This is a genomic window from Kitasatospora sp. NPDC094019 (assembly GCF_044764505.1).
Classification (GTDB): domain Bacteria; phylum Actinomycetota; class Actinomycetes; order Streptomycetales; family Streptomycetaceae; genus Kitasatospora.
Window position 1 is genome coordinate 226642 of record NZ_JBIWIF010000004.1, and the last position, 16005, is coordinate 242646.

A 16005-nucleotide genomic window follows, 5' to 3' on the forward strand; every position below is an offset into this window, starting at 1 on the left:
GACGGCCGCCGACGGTGGTCCAACAGCACTTCTTACCGCCAAATGGCTGACCATGGGGGCGCTTCACCAATGATCGTTATCGGATTCGGCCACCGGATCCCGAGGTGGGAGGGTTGCGGCGGTCGGCGGGATTTCACCCGTCCGAGGGAGTCGTCGGTGACCCGCTGTCCTGACCCGGGCACCGCGGAGCGACCGCGGGACCCCCGGGACTGGATGATCCTCCGAGGCCGTGCGTGTACCCGACCCCCTCCGTTGTCTCTTCCTACGGGACCGGAGAGCGGCCGGAACCGGCCACCGACTAGGCTCTCCCAGCGTGAAGGTCCTCGTCATCGGCGGCGGCGCCCGCGAACACGCCCTGTGCCGCTCTCTGTCCCAAGATCCCGCCGTGACCGAGCTGCACTGCGCCCCGGGCAACGCCGGGATCGCGCAGGTGGCGACGGTCCACCCGGTCGACCAGCTCGACGGCGCGCAGGTCACCGCGCTCGCCGGGCGGCTCGGCGCCGAACTGGTCGTGGTCGGCCCGGAGGCCCCGCTGGTCGCGGGCGTCGCCGACGCCGTGCGCGCGGCCGGCATCGCGGTGTTCGGCCCCTCCGCGGAGGCCGCCCTGCTGGAGGGTTCCAAGGCTTTCGCCAAGGACGTGATGGCCGGCGCCGGTGTGCCCACCGCCCGCTCCTACCTCTGCACCACCGCGGCCGAGGCCGCCGAGGCCCTGGACGCCTTCGGCCCGCCCTACGTGGTCAAGGACGACGGCCTGGCCGCCGGCAAGGGCGTCGTGGTCACCTCCGACCGCGCGGAGGCGCTGGCCCACGCCGAGGCATGCGTCGAGGCGGCTCCCGGCCGCCGGGGCGGTGGGAGGGTGGTGATCGAGGAGTACCTGGACGGTCCCGAGGTCTCGCTCTTCGCGATCACCGACGGCACCACCGTCCTTCCGCTCCAGCCCGCCCAGGACTTCAAGCGCGCCCTGGACGGCGACCAGGGTCCCAACACCGGTGGCATGGGCGCCTACTCGCCGCTGCCCTGGGCCCCCGAGGGCCTGGTCGAGGACGTCCTGGCGACGGTGCTGCAGCCGACCGTGGACGAGCTGCGCCGCCGCGGCACCCCGTTCTCCGGCCTGCTCTACGCCGGTCTGGCACTGACCTCGCGCGGGACCCGGGTGATCGAGTTCAACGCCCGCTTCGGCGACCCGGAGACCCAGGTCGTGCTGGCCCGGCTGCGCACCCCGCTGGCGGGCGTGCTGCACGCCTCGGCCACCGGCACCCTGGACCAGCTGGAGCCGCTGCGCTGGGACGAGGGCGCCGCGGTCACCGTGGTGATCGCGGCCGAGGGCTACCCGGCCGCGCCGCGCACCGGCGACCCGATCGAGGGCCTGGCCGATGCCGAGGCCGCCGACGGCACCGCGTACGTGCTGCACGCCGGGACGAAGGCGGACGACGAGGGCCGGGTGCTGAGCGCCGGGGGCCGGGTGCTGTCCGTCACCGCGACCGGCGACGACCTCGTCGAGGCGCGCGAGCGGGCCTACCGTTCGGTCGCGCTGATCTCGCTGGCCGGCGGCCAGCACCGCGGGGACATCGCGCTGAAGGCCGCGCGGTAGCGGCACCCGCCCCCGTTCCCTCCTCCGGGCCCCCGGCACGCCTCCGCGCGCGCCGGGGGCCCGGGCGTTCCGGGCCGCGCCCGCCCGCCCCGTCGGGCCGTCGGCGATCGGGCGGCCCGGATCCCGCCGGCCCGCCCGCCCGCGCTCCGGCCCGCCCGCGGGACCGGCCGGCGCGGCCCCCGGACGCGGACGTCCCCCCGTGCCCCCGCACCCGCTCCGCGGCCTCCCGGACAACCCCCATGGCCGCAGCGCGCCCCGGCGTTTCCGAGCCGGGTGGGACAGGAGCGACACCCGGTGCCGCCACACCGTTCGGTCCCCGGAATCCAGCCCATCGAGTGACAGCGACCGCATCCGGCTGACGCAACCGACTGCCCGGCCTTATGGTGCGCTGGACCACGGCACCACAGGTCGGGCCGCTTCCGGCCGCCGCCGGGTAGCGGTGGCCGTGCGGGGGGATGCTGGACGGCGTCCGGCCGGACCGGACCCGCCGGGCGCTTCCCGGGGGCGGTCGTCCGGTTTTCGGGCGGTGTCACCGGGACGAGTGGAAACCGGGGCGATCCGGAACACCCACCCGGACCCGGGCGTCGAAAATGTCAGAAGCGCCACACAGCATGTACTACCGGGGCTCGGACACCACCGTTTCCCGGTCGGAACTGATCGTTTCGAATCGGCTCACGGCCCCGTCACGGGTGCCCGGGGGCTCCGAAGGGGGTGCCGCACCGTATGGCCGCTGTCGACACCGCGCGCGCTCACGCCCAGGTGGTCCTGCGGATCCGAGGTCTCGCCCTGGCCGCCGCCGCGCTGCCCGCCGCCACCGCGGTGGTGCTGCTCGCCGGCCGCTTCACCGGGCGGATCGGTGCTCCGGGCTCCCCCGACGGGGCGGGCTGGGACATCGCCCGCTGGACGGTCTGCGCGGTCGCCGCGCTGACCCTCCTGGTGGCCGGGCTGGCCGCCCGCGCCTACCGCCGGGCCGTCCCGCCGCAGACCCCGGCCGTGCCGCTGGACCGCGCCCAGGCCCCCGAGCTGTACCGGCTGATCGACGAGCTGGCGGACCGGCTGGAGGTCCCCGCGCCGTCCGCCGTCGCGCTCACCCCGGACTGCGACAGCTGGCTGGAGGACGTCCCCCCGACGCGGCCCCGCCGCTCCCGGGCCGCCGGTCACGAGCCGACCGCCCCGGTGCTGGTCATCGGCTCGCCGTTCCTCTGGTGGATGCGGGCCGGTGAGCTGCGGGCCCTGCTCGCGCCGGTGGTGGCCGGTACCGCGGCCGCCGCGGACCCGGAGATCGCCGCCGCCCGGCACTTCCTGCGCGCGCTGGACGCCAGCCTGGACGTCGGCCCCGACGCCGGTCCGGCCGGACTCCCCGTGGGCGGCGCACCGCGCCCACCGCGCCGGGGCCCGGCCGCCCTGGCCGACCGCCTCACCGACCGGATCACCCGCCGGCTGCTGGGCGCCTGCCGCGAGCACGCCGCCGAGTTGGAGCGCTCCGTCGCCGGCTGGGCCTCCGAACAGGCCCGCGGCGTCGACTACGGGCTGCGGATCGCCGCCCAGGAGCAGGTCGGCCTCGCCTACGCGGGCTGGGACCGGCTGCTCACCCGGGTCGCGTTGCCCGCCTGGCGGCTCGGCCGGCACCCCGCGCACCTGAACGCCGGCGTGGTCGCCGCGCTCACCGAGCTGTCCCGGCGCGACCGGCTGGCCGACGGCTACAGCAGCCGCCTCGGCGACCGCCCGGCCTGCGACCTGCTGGAGGAGCCGGGCGAGGTGGACACCGCGGTCTCCCGGCTCGCCGCCGAGCTGTTCTTCGGAGCGCCAGCCTCCGGCGCCTGGCGCGAGCTGGAGTGGGTCGACTACCCGGCCGAGGCGGTGGACGCCGGCTGGCGGTCCCGCGCCGCCGCCCTGCAGTCCGCGCTGGACCTGCTGGCCCCGCAGGCCCGCCCCGGCGCCCCGACGCTGACCCGGCTGCTGGGCCGGCTGGCCGACGGCGACGGCGAGCGGCTGGCCGCCGCGCTCGCCGCCCAGCTGGCGCGCACCACCGCACCCGCGCCGCTGCTCGAACCCGTCCGGTCCGGGCGGGACGTCCTGGTCGACCACGTCACCGCGATGGTCTGCTGCGCCGCGGTGGACACCGCGGGCGCGGTCCCCGGCCTCGACTGGCTGGACGGCCCGGTGCTGCTGCTCGGCGGGGTCCGCCGCACCGACCTGGCCGAGCCGGTCGCCCAGGCCGTCGAACAGGGCCAGGACGGGCCGCTGCGGGCCTGGCTGGACGCCGCGGACGTCCGGCTGGAGAAGCCGGTCCGGCTCTGACTCCGGCTCCCCCGGCCTCTCGGGGGCGCGAGCCCCGGCGGTGAGCGCCCCCGGCCGATTCGGCCACCCCGGGTCGTCGCAGGCCGGAGGCCCTCCGTCCGACGGCCCGGAAGATTCCCGCCACTAGTTGCTACCGTGGGGTGACGCAGCGCCAGCGCGGTGTGGTGTATTAGACCGCACGCACATCCGGGAGGCACGTGCCAACCGGCGGAGGTGCACCTGGGAGGGGCGCGCGTGGGGACCGAACTCAACCGCCGCTGGGAGTCCGGGACGCACGCGCACAGCGTCTCCGACCCCTTCGGCCAGGGCCCGCTGCCCTGGCTGCGCAGCCCGGACCAGTACGTCGCCGGTGCCGAGGGCGACGAAGTGCCCTGGTACGTCTCGGTGGACGCGCCCGGGCAGCGCCCGCTCTCCGCCGGGGTGCGGGGCAGACCGGCGGTCGGCAGCCCGCTCGGTGCCAACGACGAGGAACAGCAGATCAAGGGCTTCGCCTCGGCCGGGGTGGTCCGCCCCGGCGGCTCGGTGGACCTGCGGGTCACGGTGAACCCGCCCCGCGAGTTCACCGTCGACGTCTTCCGGATCGGCCACTACGCGGGCGACGGCGCCCACCACATGACGTCCAGTCCGCTGATCGCCGGGATGTCCCAGCCGGCCCCGATGGTGGTCGGCCGGACCGTCTCCTGCCACCACTGGTGGCACACCTGGCGGCTGCAGATCCCGCAGCACTGGCGGCCCGGCGCGTACGTCGCCGTGCTCACCACCGCCGACATGCTGCACCGCAGCCACATCCCCTTCACGGTGCGGGACTTCGAGGACCAGAACCGCTCCGCCGAACTCCTGCTGGTGGTCCCCGACGTGACCTGGCAGGCGTACAACCTCTTCCCCGAGGACGGCCGCAGCGGTGCCAGCCTCTACCACGCCTGGGACGGCGGCCGGCTGGTCGGCGAGCCCGAGGCGGCCGTCACCGTCTCCTTCGACCGGCCGCACGCCACGGCCGGCCTTCCTTTGCACGTCGGCCACGCCTACGACTTCATCCGCTGGGCCGAGCGCTACGGCTACGACCTCTCCTACGCCACCGCCACCGACCTGCACGCCGGCCTGGTCGACGCCTCCCGGCACCGGGCGCTGGTCTTCCCCGGCCACGACGAGTACTGGTCCGAGCCGATGCGCCGCGCCGCCGAGCGGGCCCGGGACGGCGGCACCTCGCTGGTCTTCCTCTCCGCCAACACCATGTACTGGCGGGTCGAGCTGAGCCCCGGGCCCTCCGGCGAGCCCAACCGGATGCTCAACTGCCGCAAGCGCCAGAAGGTCGGTCCGGGCAGCTCGGCGGCCGGGGTGCCCGGTGCCGCCAGCGCGCTCTGGCGGGACGCCGGCGAGCCCGAGCAGCACCTGCTCGGACTGCAGTACTCCGGCCGGGTCGCCGCGCCGGTCCCGATGGTCGCCCGGCACACCGCGCACTGGCTCTGGGACGGCACCGGCGTCCAGGAGGGCGAGGAACTGCCCGGGCTGGTGGCCGGCGAGGCGGACCGCTACTACCCCAAGGTCGCCCTGCCCGAGCACAGCGAGCGGGTACTGCTCTCCCATTCGCCGTACCGGGACCTGGCCGGCCGCACCCGGTACCAGGAGACCTCGCTCTACCGGGCGCCCAGCGGCGCGTACGTCTTCGCCTCCGGCACCTTCGCCTGGTCGCCCGCGCTGGACCGCCCGGGGCTCACGGACGAGCGGATCCAACGGGCCACCGCGAACCTGCTGGACCGGCTCTGCAAGAACGCCTGACCGGTCCGGCCACCGGGCCGGACCGGTGGCCATGACAGACTCGACGCCAGTGACCTCCCCTTTCGCGCCCCACGCCCGCGAACGACCCCTGAGGACTGAGACGATCTTGAGCGGATTTGTCACCAAGCCCGAGCCGGTCCAGGTGCCCGGCCTGGTCCACCTGCACACCGGCAAGGTGCGCGACCTCTACCGCACCGAGTCGGGCGAGCTGGTGATGGTCGCCAGCGACCGCACCTCGGCCTACGACTGGGTGCTGCCCAACGAGATCCCGGACAAGGGCCGCATCCTCACCCAGCTCTCGCTGTGGTGGTTCGAGCGGATCGCCGACATCGTGCCCAACCACGTGCTCTCCACCGAGGTCCCGGCCGGCGCCCCCGCCGACTGGAAGGGCCGCACCCTGGTCTGCCGAAGCCTGGACATGGTGCCGGTCGAGTGCGTCGCCCGCGGCTACCTGGCCGGCTCCGGCCTGGAGGAGTACCGGGTCTCCCGCACCGTCTGCGGCATCGCGCTGCCCGAGGGCCTGGACGACGGCTCCGAGCTGCCCGCCCCGATCTACACCCCGGCGCTCAAGGCCGAGGTCGGCGAGCACGACGAGAACGTCTCCTACGAGGAGACCGCCCGCCGGGTCGGCGCCGAACTGGCCAACCAGCTCCGGCGGACCACCCTGGACGTCTACGCCCGGGCCCGGGACATCGCCCGGGACCGGGGCATCCTGCTGGCCGACACCAAGTTCGAGTTCGGCCTGCTGGACGGCGAACTGGTGATCGGGGACGAGGTGCTCACCCCGGACTCCTCGCGCTTCTGGCCCGCCGACGCCTGGGAGCCGGGCCACCCCCAGCCCTCCTTCGACAAGCAGATCATCCGCGACTGGCTGACCTCCCCGGCCTCCGGCTGGGACCGGAGGAGCGAGCAGCCGCCGCCGGAGCTGCCGGCCGAGGTCGTCGACCGGGTCCGTGCCAAGTACGTCGAGGCGTACGAGCGGATCACCGGTCTGACCTGGTCCTGAGGCCGGGCGGGTGCCCGCGGGCCGGCGGTCAGATCCAGCCGTGCTCGCGGGCGATCCGCACCGCCGAGTGCCGGTTCTCCGCGCCCAGCTTGGCGACGGCCGAGGACAGGTAGTTGCGCACGGTGCCCTGGGAGAGCGAGGCGCGTTCCGCGATCCCGGCGATCGAGGTGCCGTCGGCGGCCAGTTCCAGGACATCGGTCTCGCGCGGGGTCAGCGGTGTCTCGCCGGCGGAGATCGCGTCCGCCGCGAGCTCCGGGTCCACGTACCGGCCGCCGGCCCGCACGGTCCGGATGATCCCGGCCAGGTCCGCCGCGGAGACGGTCTTCGGCAGGAAGCCCCGGACGCCGACCTCCAGCGCCCGCTTCAGATACCCGGGGCGGCCGTGACCGGTGACGATCATGCAGCGGCAGTCCGGCAGCAGCGTGCGCAGCCGGGTGGCCACCTCGATGCCGTCGAGGCCGGGCATCTGCAGGTCCAGCACCGCGATGTCCGGCCGGTGCGCCTCCGCCATCGCCACCGCCTCCGGGCCGGAGGCGGCCTGCGCCACCACGGTGATGTCCTCCTCCAGGGCGAGCAGCGCGGCGAGCGCGCCGCGGATCAGGTGCTCGTCGTCGGCGAGCAGGACGCGGACGGGCGCGGGGTCGGTCATCGGCGGGCCTTCCGTACGGCGGGGGTCAGAGCGGGACGCTGGCGAGCAGCCGGAAGCGGCCCGGCCCGGCGTCCGGGAGGGTGAGCTCGCCGTCGTGGGCGGCGAGCCGCTCCCGCAGGCCGCTCAGGCCGGTCCCGCCGCCCTGGGAGGGCAGCGGCACGGCCGGCACCCCGTCATTCTCCAGTTCCAGCAGCACCTGGCCGCCCTCGCGGCGGAGCCTGATCGAGCAGTGGCCCGCCTCGCTGTGCCGCAGCACATTGGTGGTGGCCTCGCGGATCACCCAGCCGAGCACCGACTGGACCGCCTCCGGCAGCCCCTCGGCGTGCTCGCCCAGGTCGATCTCGCAGGCCACGTCGGCGGAGCGGAGCACCGCGCGGGCGCCGACCGCCTCGGCGTGCAGGGCCGCCGTGCGGTAGCCGCGGACCACGTCGCGGACCTCGCGCTGGGACTCCTGGGCGATCTGCTGCACCTCGGCCATCTGCTCGGCGGCCTCCGGGCGGCCGCGCCGGGCCAGCTGGACGGCCAGCTCGCTCTTGAGCGCGATGGTGGTGAGGTTGCGGCCCATCACGTCGTGCAGGTCGCGGGAGAACCGCAGCCGCTCCTCGGCGACGGCCAGCCGGGCCTGGGCCTCGCGGGCGGTGTCCAGCTCCTGGACCACCGACTGGAGCCAGGCGAAGCTGCGGCAGCTGCAGCCGACGAAGAACATCACCAGTCCGGTGCCGACCAGGAGACCGGCGGTGGTGCCCGGGTCGGCGCCGGCCAGCAGCATCGCGGGGGCGACGGCCAGCAGTCCGGTGGCCCCGGCGAGCGCCGCCCGGAGGGGTCGCAGCCCGACCGAGGCCGGGCCGAAGGCGGAGAAGAGCATGGTGCTTGCCACGGGGAGGGTGAACACCACCTCCTCCGCGCCGGGGCCCGAGCCGACCCGCGGGCCGAGCAGCAGCACCGCCCAGGACCCGGCCACCGCGACACCGCCGTTGACGGCCAGCCAGCGCAGATGGTCGGTGGGCCGGTTCAGGTAGTGGTCCAGCGAGGTGCGGTAGGTGCGCAGGGTGACCAGGGTGAGGGCGACGCCGATCACCAGGGCGACCCGGGCGGCCGGGTGCCCGCCGTTCTCCTGGTCGGCGGCGTTGATCAGCAGCGTCACCGGCAGCGGGGCGAGCGCCATCAGGTAGAGCGACCAGCGGAGGTAGACCTCGGAGCGCTGGGGCTTGGAGGAGTCCCGCCACCTGCGCACCGGATTCACGACACCCATCTGTTCCGCCCCCCGTTTCCTCATGATCGTGCTGCGGTCTTCCTATCAGAGGCCGGACGGCGCGCGGACCCCCGGTCCGGACCCGGACCGGGGGTGCCGCCGCGGCCCGGCGCTGCCGGGTCCGGGGCTCAGCGACGCGGCTCCCAGCGGAAGTACCGGACGGCGCCCCAGACCGCGAGGGCGAGCCAGACGCTCCCGGTGACCAGGTGCGGAGCGGCGGTGGCCCAGCTGCCGACGAACCCGGTCGGGGCCTCGGAGCCGTCGGTGCCGAACCAGCCGACCCGGACCAGCTGGAAGGCCGGAGTGGTGGGCAGCAGCCGGCAGATGTCGGCGAGGCGCTCGGGCATCACCTCCAGCGGGTAGAACAGGCCGGAGCCGAACTGGGTGAGCAGCAGGATCGGCAGGGTGGTGATGCCGGCGCTCTCGACGGTCCGGGTGAAAGCGCTGGAGACGGCGGCCAGCGCCATCAGCGTCGCGACGACCAGGACGAGGCCGACGACCAGCAGCAGCGGGTTGACCGGTGCGGAGAGGTCCAGGGCGGTGGCGCCGACGACGCCGATCACCCCGCACATCAGCAGGGCCAGGCCGACCGAGGGGACGGCGGTGCCGACCATGATCTCGATGTCCCGGGCCTCCCCGGTGCGCAGCCGCTTGAGCACCAGCTCGCCGCGGCGGGCCACGTAGGCGGCGGTCAGGTTGTAGTAGACGACGAAGGCCAGCACCATGCCGACGGCGCCGTTGACCAGCAGCGAGTCGACGTCCAGGCCGGGGCTGCTCTCGGCCTGCTGGTCGAGGATGTTCTTGAGCCCGCCGATCAGCAGCAGCGGCAGCAGGAGGGCGGTGAACAGGGCGGTCCGGTTGCGGAGCAGCAGGACCCCCTCGGCCCGGCCGAGGGCGAGCAGCCGGCGGACGGTGGTGCTCCGCGGGCCGACGCCGGGGGAGCCGGCGCGGTGCGGACCGGCGGTGGTGGTGGCGGTGGTCATCGGGAGAGTCCGATCAGCTTGCGGCGGGCGGGGGGAGCGGCGGGGGTGTCGGCGGGGGGCTGGTGGCCGGCCTCGGAGGCGATGGCCAGGAAAGCCTCCTCCAGCGAGGCGCTGCGGGCGTCGAGGGCGCCGAGCGCGATTCCGTGCCGGTCGGCCCAGCCGAGCAGCTCGGTCAGGGTGGCCTGGAGGCCGGGCGTTCTGACGGTGATCCGCCGGCCCTCCACGGTGACCGTGGCGCCGGCCAGCGGCGGGAGGGAGGTGCCGGTGAACGCGGGGAGTTCGAAGCTGATCCGGGACGGTCGGCCGGCGATCACCTCGGCCACCGTGCCGGTCGAGACGATCTGCCCGCCGTGCATGATCGCCAGCCGGTCGGCGAGCTCCTCGGCCTCCTCCAGGTAGTGCGTGGTGAGCAGCACCGTGGTGCCCTGGGCGCGCAGGTCGCGGACCAGCTGCCAGACGGCGGCGCGGGCCTCCGGGTCGAGGCCGGTGCTCGGCTCGTCCAGGAACAGCACCTCGGGCCGTCCGAGCAGGGCCATCGCCAGGTCGAGCCGACGGCGCTCGCCGCCGGAGAGCTGCTTGACCCGGACGTCGCGGCGGTGGCCGAGGTCGACCAGCTCCAGCGCCTCGTCCAGGGGGCGGGCGTAGCTGGTGGTGCCGGCCCAGGCCCGGCCGGTCTCGCCGACGGTGAGGTCGCCGGGGAAGCCGCCCTCCTGGAGCATGATGCCGATCCGGGGGCGGACGGCGGCCCGCTCGCGGTGCGGGTCGTGGCCGAGCACCCGGACCCGGCCCGTGCTCGGGGCGGCGAGGCCCTCGATGAGTTCCATGGTGGAGGTCTTGCCGGCCCCGTTGGTGCCCAGCAGGGCGAACAGCTCGCCGCGGCCGACGGTCAGGTCGACGCCGCGGACCGCGTGGTAGCGGTCACTGCCGACGCCGTAGTGGCGGTGCAGGTCGGTGACCTCGATCACGTGGTCGCCGGCGGAGTGGGGCTGGCTCGTTTCCATGTCCCAAGCCTCCCGTCGGCCGGGCCGCGCGGGCAGTGCGCGGTCTCACCGGAACCCGGTGCGGATCCACGGGTGGGCGATGACAAATGTCATGGGTGCCTCCCGGAACGGTCGGCCGGCCGGAATCCCGGCGGCGGATCCGGGGATGCCCCGGGCGGGTCCGCCGGGGCCGGGACGGGAAACGCCGAAGGGCCCTCTCGATCGAGAAGGCCCTTCGTACTGGAGCGGACGACGAGATTCGAACTCGCGACCCTCACCTTGGCAAGGTGATGCTCTACCAACTGAGCCACGTCCGCAGGATGGAACTATTGAGTTGTGCTCGCTTACTGCGAGCGGACGACGAGATTCGAACTCGCGACCCTCACCTTGGCAAGGTGATGCTCTACCAACTGAGCCACGTCCGCCTGGTGCCTGGGGCACCTGCCGCCTCTCCGGATCTCTCCGTTGCGGCGACGAGGAATACTCTACAGCATCTTTCGGGGTGGTCGTCCCACCCTTCTGTCGAGGGCGGGACGACCGGTGCCGGGGCGGTCAGTTCGCCTCGGCGAAGGACTCGTAGACGTGCTTGGGGATGCGGCCGCGGGCGGGCAGCTCCATGCCGCGGGACTGGGCCCAGGCGCGCACGGCGGCCGGGTCGGGGGTGAGGGCGGTGCGGCGGAAGGACTTTCCGGTACGGCTCTGGCGGCGGCCGGCCGCGACGAACGGGGCGAGGGCCTCCCGCAGCTTTTCCGCGTTGTCCACGGACAAATCGATCTCGTACGACTTCCCGTCGACGCCGAAGTGGACGGTTTCTGCGGCGGCGCCGCCGTCCAGGTCGTCGGAGAGCGTGACAACTACACGCTGAGCCATGGGTGTCAATCCTCTCGGGCAATTCGGCCGACAAGGACGCGGGTGCGCCCCGGGGCCTGATGTGCACCCTTCGCGCAAGCGCATACGGGCAGGCCGGATGGCCGTGCCGGATACGCAGCACTCGCCGCGGCAGGTGGCCCTATTCTGCACCCGAAGCGGGGAGAAATCGAAGAGTCCGGCTTTCTTTTCCGGATATTCACGTGTCTTCGCCGGTTGCCGGATACCGGTGCACTCGGCTGGCCGATCTGTCCGGAGTGCCGGTATTCGGGTGCTCTTCGGTGGTTCCCGCGGCGGTTCCGGAATCCGGTGAAAAGGGGCACCGGGCGGGGGGTGGCGGGCCGGTGGAGCCCTTGGGGCGTAAGGGTCGTCGGTCTACGCGCGTCACCGTCCCCGGCCAGCAAACACGCCCGAAACCCCCGGTAGTCTGGAGTTCCCCCGCCTCACGAAGACACCACCGGGAGTGCCAGTGGCACGCGTCGTAGTCGACGTCATGCTCAAGCCGGAGATCCTCGACCCCCAGGGACAGGCGGTGCAGCGCGCGCTGCCCCGTCTCGGATTCACCGGGATCGCCGACGTCCGCCAGGGCAAGCGTTTCGAGCTGGAGCTGGAGGGCCCGGTCGACGACGCCGCGCTCGCCCGTATCCGCGAAGCCGCCGAGACCTTTCTCGCCAACACCGTGATCGAGGACTTCACCGTCCGCGTCGAGGAGGACGGCAAGTGACCACCCGCGTCGGCGTCGTCACTTTCCCCGGCTCCCTCGACGACCGCGACGCCCGGCGCGCGGTCCGCCTCGCCGGCGCGGAGCCGGTCGCGCTCTGGCACCGTGACAAGGATCTCCACCAGGTCGACGCCGTCGTCCTGCCGGGCGGATTCAGTTACGGCGACTATCTGCGCTGCGGTGCGATCTCCCGGTTCTCGCCGGTGATGGAGACCGTCATCGAGCAGGCCCGGCAGGGAATGCCCGTTCTGGGTATCTGCAACGGCTTCCAGGTGCTGTGCGAATCGCACCTGCTGCCCGGCGCCCTCACCCGCAACGACTCGCTGCACTTCGTCTGCCGCGACCAGAAGCTGCGGATCGAGAACAACGGCAGTGCCTGGACCCGGGATTACACCCCCGGGCAGGAAATCGTCGTGCCGCTGAAGAACGGCGAGGGCCGCTTCGTCGCCGACGAGCGCGTCCTGGACGAGCTGGAGGCCGAGGGCCGGGTGGTCGCCCGATACCTCGACGTCAACCCCAACGGTTCGTACCGTGACATCGCCGGCATCAGCAACGCCGCCGGCAATGTCGTCGGTCTGATGCCGCACCCCGAGCACGCCGTGGAGCCGCTCACCGGTCCCACCACCGAGGGCCTGGGCTTCTTCACCTCCGTACTGAAGCAGCTGGTGAACGCCTGATGAGCCTCGACACCGTCAAGAACGCCCAGCAGACCCCGGACGCCGCCCAGCCCTGGGCCGAGCTCGGCCTCAAGCAGGACGAGTACACCCGGATCCGGGAGATTCTCGGCCGCCGCCCGACCGGCGCGGAACTCGCCATGTACTCGGTCATGTGGTCGGAGCACTGTTCGTACAAGAGCTCCAAGGTCCACCTGAAGCAGTTCGGCGACAAGAAGCCCGAGACGGACGCCATGCTCGTCGGCATCGGCGAGAACGCCGGTGTGGTCGACGTCGGCCAGGGCTACGCGGTCACCTTCAAGGTCGAGTCGCACAACCACCCGTCGTACATCGAGCCCTACCAGGGCGCGGCCACCGGCATCGGCGGCATCGTCCGCGACATCCTGGCGATGGGCGCCCGCCCGGTCGCCGTGATGGACCCGCTGCGGTTCGGCGCGGCCGACCACCCGGACACCCGGCGCGTGCTGCCCGGGATCGTCGCGGGCATCGGCGGCTACGGCAACTGCCTGGGCCTGCCGAACATCGGCGGCGAGGTCGTCTTCGACTCCTGCTACCAGGGCAACCCGCTGGTCAACGCGCTGTGCGTGGGCGTCATGAAGCACGAGGACATCCACCTCGCGCAGGCGTCCGGCGCCGGCAACAAGGTCGTCCTGTACGGCGCCCGCACCGGTGGCGACGGCATCGGCGGCGTCTCGGTGCTCGCCTCCGAGACCTTCGACGACACCAAGCCGGCCAAGCGCCCGGCGGTCCAGGTCGGCGACCCGTTCCAGGAGAAGCTCCTGATCGAGTGCACCCTGGAGATCTTCCGGGAGAAGCTGGTCAAGGGCATCCAGGACCTCGGTGGCGCCGGGCTGTCCTGCGCCACCTCCGAGCTGGCCTCGGCCGGCTCCGGCGGCATGCGGATCGACCTCGACACGGTGCACCTGCGCGACCACACGCTCTCGCCCGAGGAGATCCTCATGAGCGAGTCGCAGGAGCGCATGTGCGCGATCGTGGAGCCGGACAAGATCGACCGCTTCCTGGAGATCTGCGAGAAGTGGGACGTCATCGCCAACGTCATCGGTGAGGTCACCGACGGCGAGCGGCTGGAGATCTTCTGGCACGGCGAGCTCGTGGTGGACGTGCCCCCGCGTACCGTCGCCCACGAGGGCCCGACCTACCAGCGCCCCTACGCCCGCCCGAGCTGGCAGGACGCGCTGCAGGCCGACGCCCCGACGGCCGAGCGGCTGGCCCGCCCGACCACCGGCGAGGGTCTCAAGGCCGATCTGCTGAAGCTCGCCTCGCACCCGAACCAGGCGTCCAAGTCCTGGATCACGGACCAGTACGACCGGTACGTGCTCGGCAACACCGTGCTCTCGCACGGCGAGGACTCGGGCATGATCCGGATCGACGACGAGACCAACCTCGGCGTCTCGGTCGCCACCGACGGCAACGGCCGCTACACCAAGCTGGACCCGTACACCGGTGCCCAGCTGGCCCTCGCCGAGGCGTACCGCAACGTCGCGGCCGGCGGTGCCAAGCCGCTCGCCGTCTCGGACTGCCTCAACTTCGGCTCCCCCGAGGACCCGGACGTGATGTGGCAGTTCGCCGAGGCCACCCGCGGTCTCGCCGACGCCTGCCTGACCCTGGGCACCCCGGTGACCGGCGGCAACGTCTCGCTGTACAACCAGACCGGCGAGGTCGCCATCCACCCGACCCCCGTGGTCGCGGTGCTCGGCGTCATCGACGACGTCACCCGCCGCACCCCGATGGCGTTCGCCGAGGAGGGGCAGCTGCTCTACCTGCTGGGCGACACCGAGGACGAGCTGGGCGGCTCGGCCTGGTCGCAGGCGGTCCACGACCACCTGGGCGGCCTGCCGCCCAAGGTCGACCTGGAGCGCGAGCGGCTGCTGGGCGAGATCCTGATCGCCGGCTCCCGGGACGGCATGGTCGACGCCGCGCACGACCTCTCCGACGGCGGCCTGGGCCAGGCGCTGGTGGAGAGCTGCCTCAAGGGCGGCCGCGGTGCCCGGATCGTGGTGCCCGAGGGCATGGACCCGTTCGTGTTCCTGTTCTCCGAGTCGGCCGGCCGCGCCGTCGTGGCCGTGCCGCGCAGCGAGGAGCTCCGGTTCAACGACATGTGCACCGCGCGCGGCCTGCCGGCCGTCCGCATCGGTGTGGTGGACGGCGACTCCCTGGACGTCCAGGGGCAGTTCACCGTCCCGCTGGCGGAACTGAAGGACGCCCACACCGGCGTCATCGAGGCCCTGCTGGCCTGAGTCGGGCCCCTCTCCCACGGGCGGACGGTTCGCGAGAACCGTCCGCCCGTGGGCGTATGTTGGGGCCCATGCCTCCCAAGTCCCGTACCTACCAGCCGGCCAGGGTGAACGCCGCGCTCGCGGCGCAGACCGGCGCGCTTCGTCACGCCGTCCGGCGGCTGTGCGAACGCCCCGACGCCGAGGAGTGCCTGGCTCGGCCGACCCGGCTGGGTGAGTGGCGGGTGCGCGAGCTGCTGGCCCACCTCGCGGTCCAGATCGAGTGGCTGCCGACGCATCTCGACGATCCGGCGGAGGGCCGGCCGCCGCTGGACCTGGCGCGCTGGGTGGAGCGGGTCGGCGCCCTCGCCCCGCTGCTCGACGACCAGGCCAGGGCGCGGGCGGCGGACGGGTTCGACGGTGACCCGGCCTCGGTGGCGGCGGCCTTCGACCGCGCCGCCGGCGCGCTGCTCGGCGCCCTGGCCCGGCCGGAGGCGGCCGATCCGGGCCGGCGGTTCGAGATCCGGCTCGGCTCGATGGCGTTCACCGAGTTCCTGGTGACCCGGCTGGTGGAGACCGTCGTGCACGCCGACGATCTGGCCGAGGCGCTCGGCGCCGACGCCTTCCCGCACGACCGGCAGGCGGTGGCCGCCGTCACCAGGATGCTCGCCGACGCCTTCGCCGAGCTGGTGCCGGGCGGCGCGGTGGAACTCCGGGTCCCCCCGTACGCGGTGGTGCAGGCCGTGGAGGGGCCTCGGCACACCCGGGGCACCCCGCCGAACGTGGTCGAGACCGATCCGCTGACCTGGATCCGGTTGGCCACCGGCCGGGCCGGCTGGGCGGACGCGGTGGACTCCGCCGCGCTGTCGGCCAGCGGCGAGCGCAGCGACCTGGGGGCGTACCTGCCGTTGCTGGGCTGAGCGCCGCCGGGCGACCCGGCGGGCCGGGCGTCAGGGCGTCGGGGGACCGCC

General features: G+C 73.8%; 13 protein-coding genes and 2 tRNA genes. 8 read left to right on the forward strand and 7 right to left on the reverse strand.

Annotated features, from left to right (window positions below; genetic code table 11):
* The first annotated feature begins 313 nt into the window (after positions 1-313).
* The 4 genes from purD to ACIQ9P_RS11150 all read left to right on the forward strand — a co-directional run bounded on the left by purD (position 314) and on the right by ACIQ9P_RS11150 (position 6674).
* Positions 314-1591: a phosphoribosylamine--glycine ligase gene (gene purD / locus ACIQ9P_RS11135; protein ID WP_402353237.1), complete on the forward strand. Its 1278-nt coding sequence runs from the start codon at positions 314-316 to the stop codon at positions 1589-1591.
* A gap of 723 nt (positions 1592-2314) precedes the next feature.
* Positions 2315-3892, forward strand: coding sequence for a hypothetical protein (locus tag ACIQ9P_RS11140; protein WP_402353240.1), 1578 nt, complete (start codon positions 2315-2317; stop codon positions 3890-3892).
* A 234-nt stretch (positions 3893-4126) separates the two neighbouring features.
* A complete protein-coding gene (locus ACIQ9P_RS11145) occupies positions 4127-5668 on the forward strand; it encodes a N,N-dimethylformamidase beta subunit family domain-containing protein (RefSeq protein WP_402353243.1) in 1542 nt (513 codons plus the stop codon).
* Between the two features lie 106 nt (positions 5669-5774).
* Entirely contained in the window at positions 5775-6674 is a 900-nt protein-coding gene (locus ACIQ9P_RS11150; RefSeq protein ID WP_402353246.1) for a phosphoribosylaminoimidazolesuccinocarboxamide synthase, read from the forward strand.
* A gap of 28 nt (positions 6675-6702) precedes the next feature.
* Here ACIQ9P_RS11150 and ACIQ9P_RS11155 read toward each other — a convergent pair whose 3' ends face one another.
* The 7 genes from ACIQ9P_RS11155 to ACIQ9P_RS11185 form a co-directional block, all read right to left on the reverse strand.
* Positions 6703-7323 (reverse strand): response regulator, encoded by a 621-nt coding sequence (locus ACIQ9P_RS11155; protein ID WP_402353249.1) that lies wholly within the window; start codon positions 7321-7323, stop codon positions 6703-6705.
* Positions 7324-7348: 25 nt separating this feature from the next.
* Entirely contained in the window at positions 7349-8575 is a 1227-nt protein-coding gene (locus tag ACIQ9P_RS11160) for a sensor histidine kinase (protein ID WP_402353252.1), read from the reverse strand.
* Between the two features lie 128 nt (positions 8576-8703).
* The gene (locus ACIQ9P_RS11165) at positions 8704-9558 is read right to left on the reverse strand and encodes an ABC transporter permease (protein WP_402353255.1); all 855 of its coding nucleotides are present in this window, start codon (positions 9556-9558) and stop codon (positions 8704-8706) included.
* Entirely contained in the window at positions 9555-10559 is a 1005-nt protein-coding gene (locus tag ACIQ9P_RS11170) for an ABC transporter ATP-binding protein (RefSeq protein ID WP_402353258.1), read from the reverse strand. The genes ACIQ9P_RS11165 and ACIQ9P_RS11170 overlap by 4 nt, the downstream gene beginning before the upstream one ends.
* 220 nt (positions 10560-10779) lie before the next feature.
* A tRNA-Gly gene (locus ACIQ9P_RS11175) sits at positions 10780-10855 on the reverse strand.
* Positions 10856-10890: 35 nt separating this feature from the next.
* Positions 10891-10963 (reverse strand) — tRNA-Gly (locus ACIQ9P_RS11180).
* 127 nt (positions 10964-11090) lie between these two features.
* Positions 11091-11408, reverse strand: coding sequence for an Lsr2 family protein (locus tag ACIQ9P_RS11185; protein ID WP_266270671.1), 318 nt, complete (start codon positions 11406-11408; stop codon positions 11091-11093).
* A 466-nt stretch (positions 11409-11874) separates the two neighbouring features.
* Here ACIQ9P_RS11185 and purS point away from each other — a divergent pair, with 466 nt between their 5' ends.
* From purS to ACIQ9P_RS11205, 4 genes are all read left to right on the forward strand, one after another.
* Complete coding sequence (purS, locus tag ACIQ9P_RS11190; RefSeq protein ID WP_402353261.1) at positions 11875-12129, forward strand: phosphoribosylformylglycinamidine synthase subunit PurS; 255 nt, start codon at positions 11875-11877, stop codon at positions 12127-12129.
* A complete protein-coding gene (purQ, locus tag ACIQ9P_RS11195; protein WP_402353264.1) occupies positions 12126-12803 on the forward strand; it encodes a phosphoribosylformylglycinamidine synthase subunit PurQ in 678 nt (225 codons plus the stop codon). Before purS ends, purQ begins: the two co-directional genes overlap by 4 nt.
* Positions 12803-15058 carry a phosphoribosylformylglycinamidine synthase subunit PurL gene (gene purL / locus ACIQ9P_RS11200; RefSeq protein WP_402353267.1) on the forward strand — a complete coding sequence of 752 codons (2256 nt, stop codon included), beginning with the start codon at positions 12803-12805 and terminating at the stop codon, positions 15056-15058. Before purQ ends, purL begins: the two co-directional genes overlap by 1 nt.
* 68 nt (positions 15059-15126) lie before the next feature.
* Positions 15127-15954, forward strand: a complete 828-nt coding sequence (locus ACIQ9P_RS11205; RefSeq protein ID WP_402353270.1) for a sterol carrier family protein — start codon at positions 15127-15129, stop codon at positions 15952-15954.
* Positions 15955-16005 lie beyond the last annotated feature (51 nt).

Bases quoted from the DNA above. Each gene is read 5' to 3' on its own strand.
- ACIQ9P_RS11140 (WP_402353240.1), top strand. From the start codon at position 2,315: ATGGCCGCTGTCGACACCGCGCGCGCTCACGCCCAGGTGGTCCTGCGG.
- ACIQ9P_RS11155 (WP_402353249.1), bottom strand. From the start codon at position 7,323: ATGACCGACCCCGCGCCCGTCCGCGTCCTGCTCGCCGACGACGAGCAC.
- ACIQ9P_RS11160 (WP_402353252.1), bottom strand. From the start codon at position 8,575: ATGGGTGTCGTGAATCCGGTGCGCAGGTGGCGGGACTCCTCCAAGCCC.
- ACIQ9P_RS11165 (WP_402353255.1), bottom strand. From the start codon at position 9,558: ATGACCACCGCCACCACCACCGCCGGTCCGCACCGCGCCGGCTCCCCC.
- ACIQ9P_RS11170 (WP_402353258.1), bottom strand. From the start codon at position 10,559: ATGGAAACGAGCCAGCCCCACTCCGCCGGCGACCACGTGATCGAGGTC.
- ACIQ9P_RS11185 (WP_266270671.1), bottom strand. From the start codon at position 11,408: ATGGCTCAGCGTGTAGTTGTCACGCTCTCCGACGACCTGGACGGCGGC.
- purL (WP_402353267.1), top strand. From the start codon at position 12,803: ATGAGCCTCGACACCGTCAAGAACGCCCAGCAGACCCCGGACGCCGCC.
- ACIQ9P_RS11205 (WP_402353270.1), top strand. From the start codon at position 15,127: ATGCCTCCCAAGTCCCGTACCTACCAGCCGGCCAGGGTGAACGCCGCG.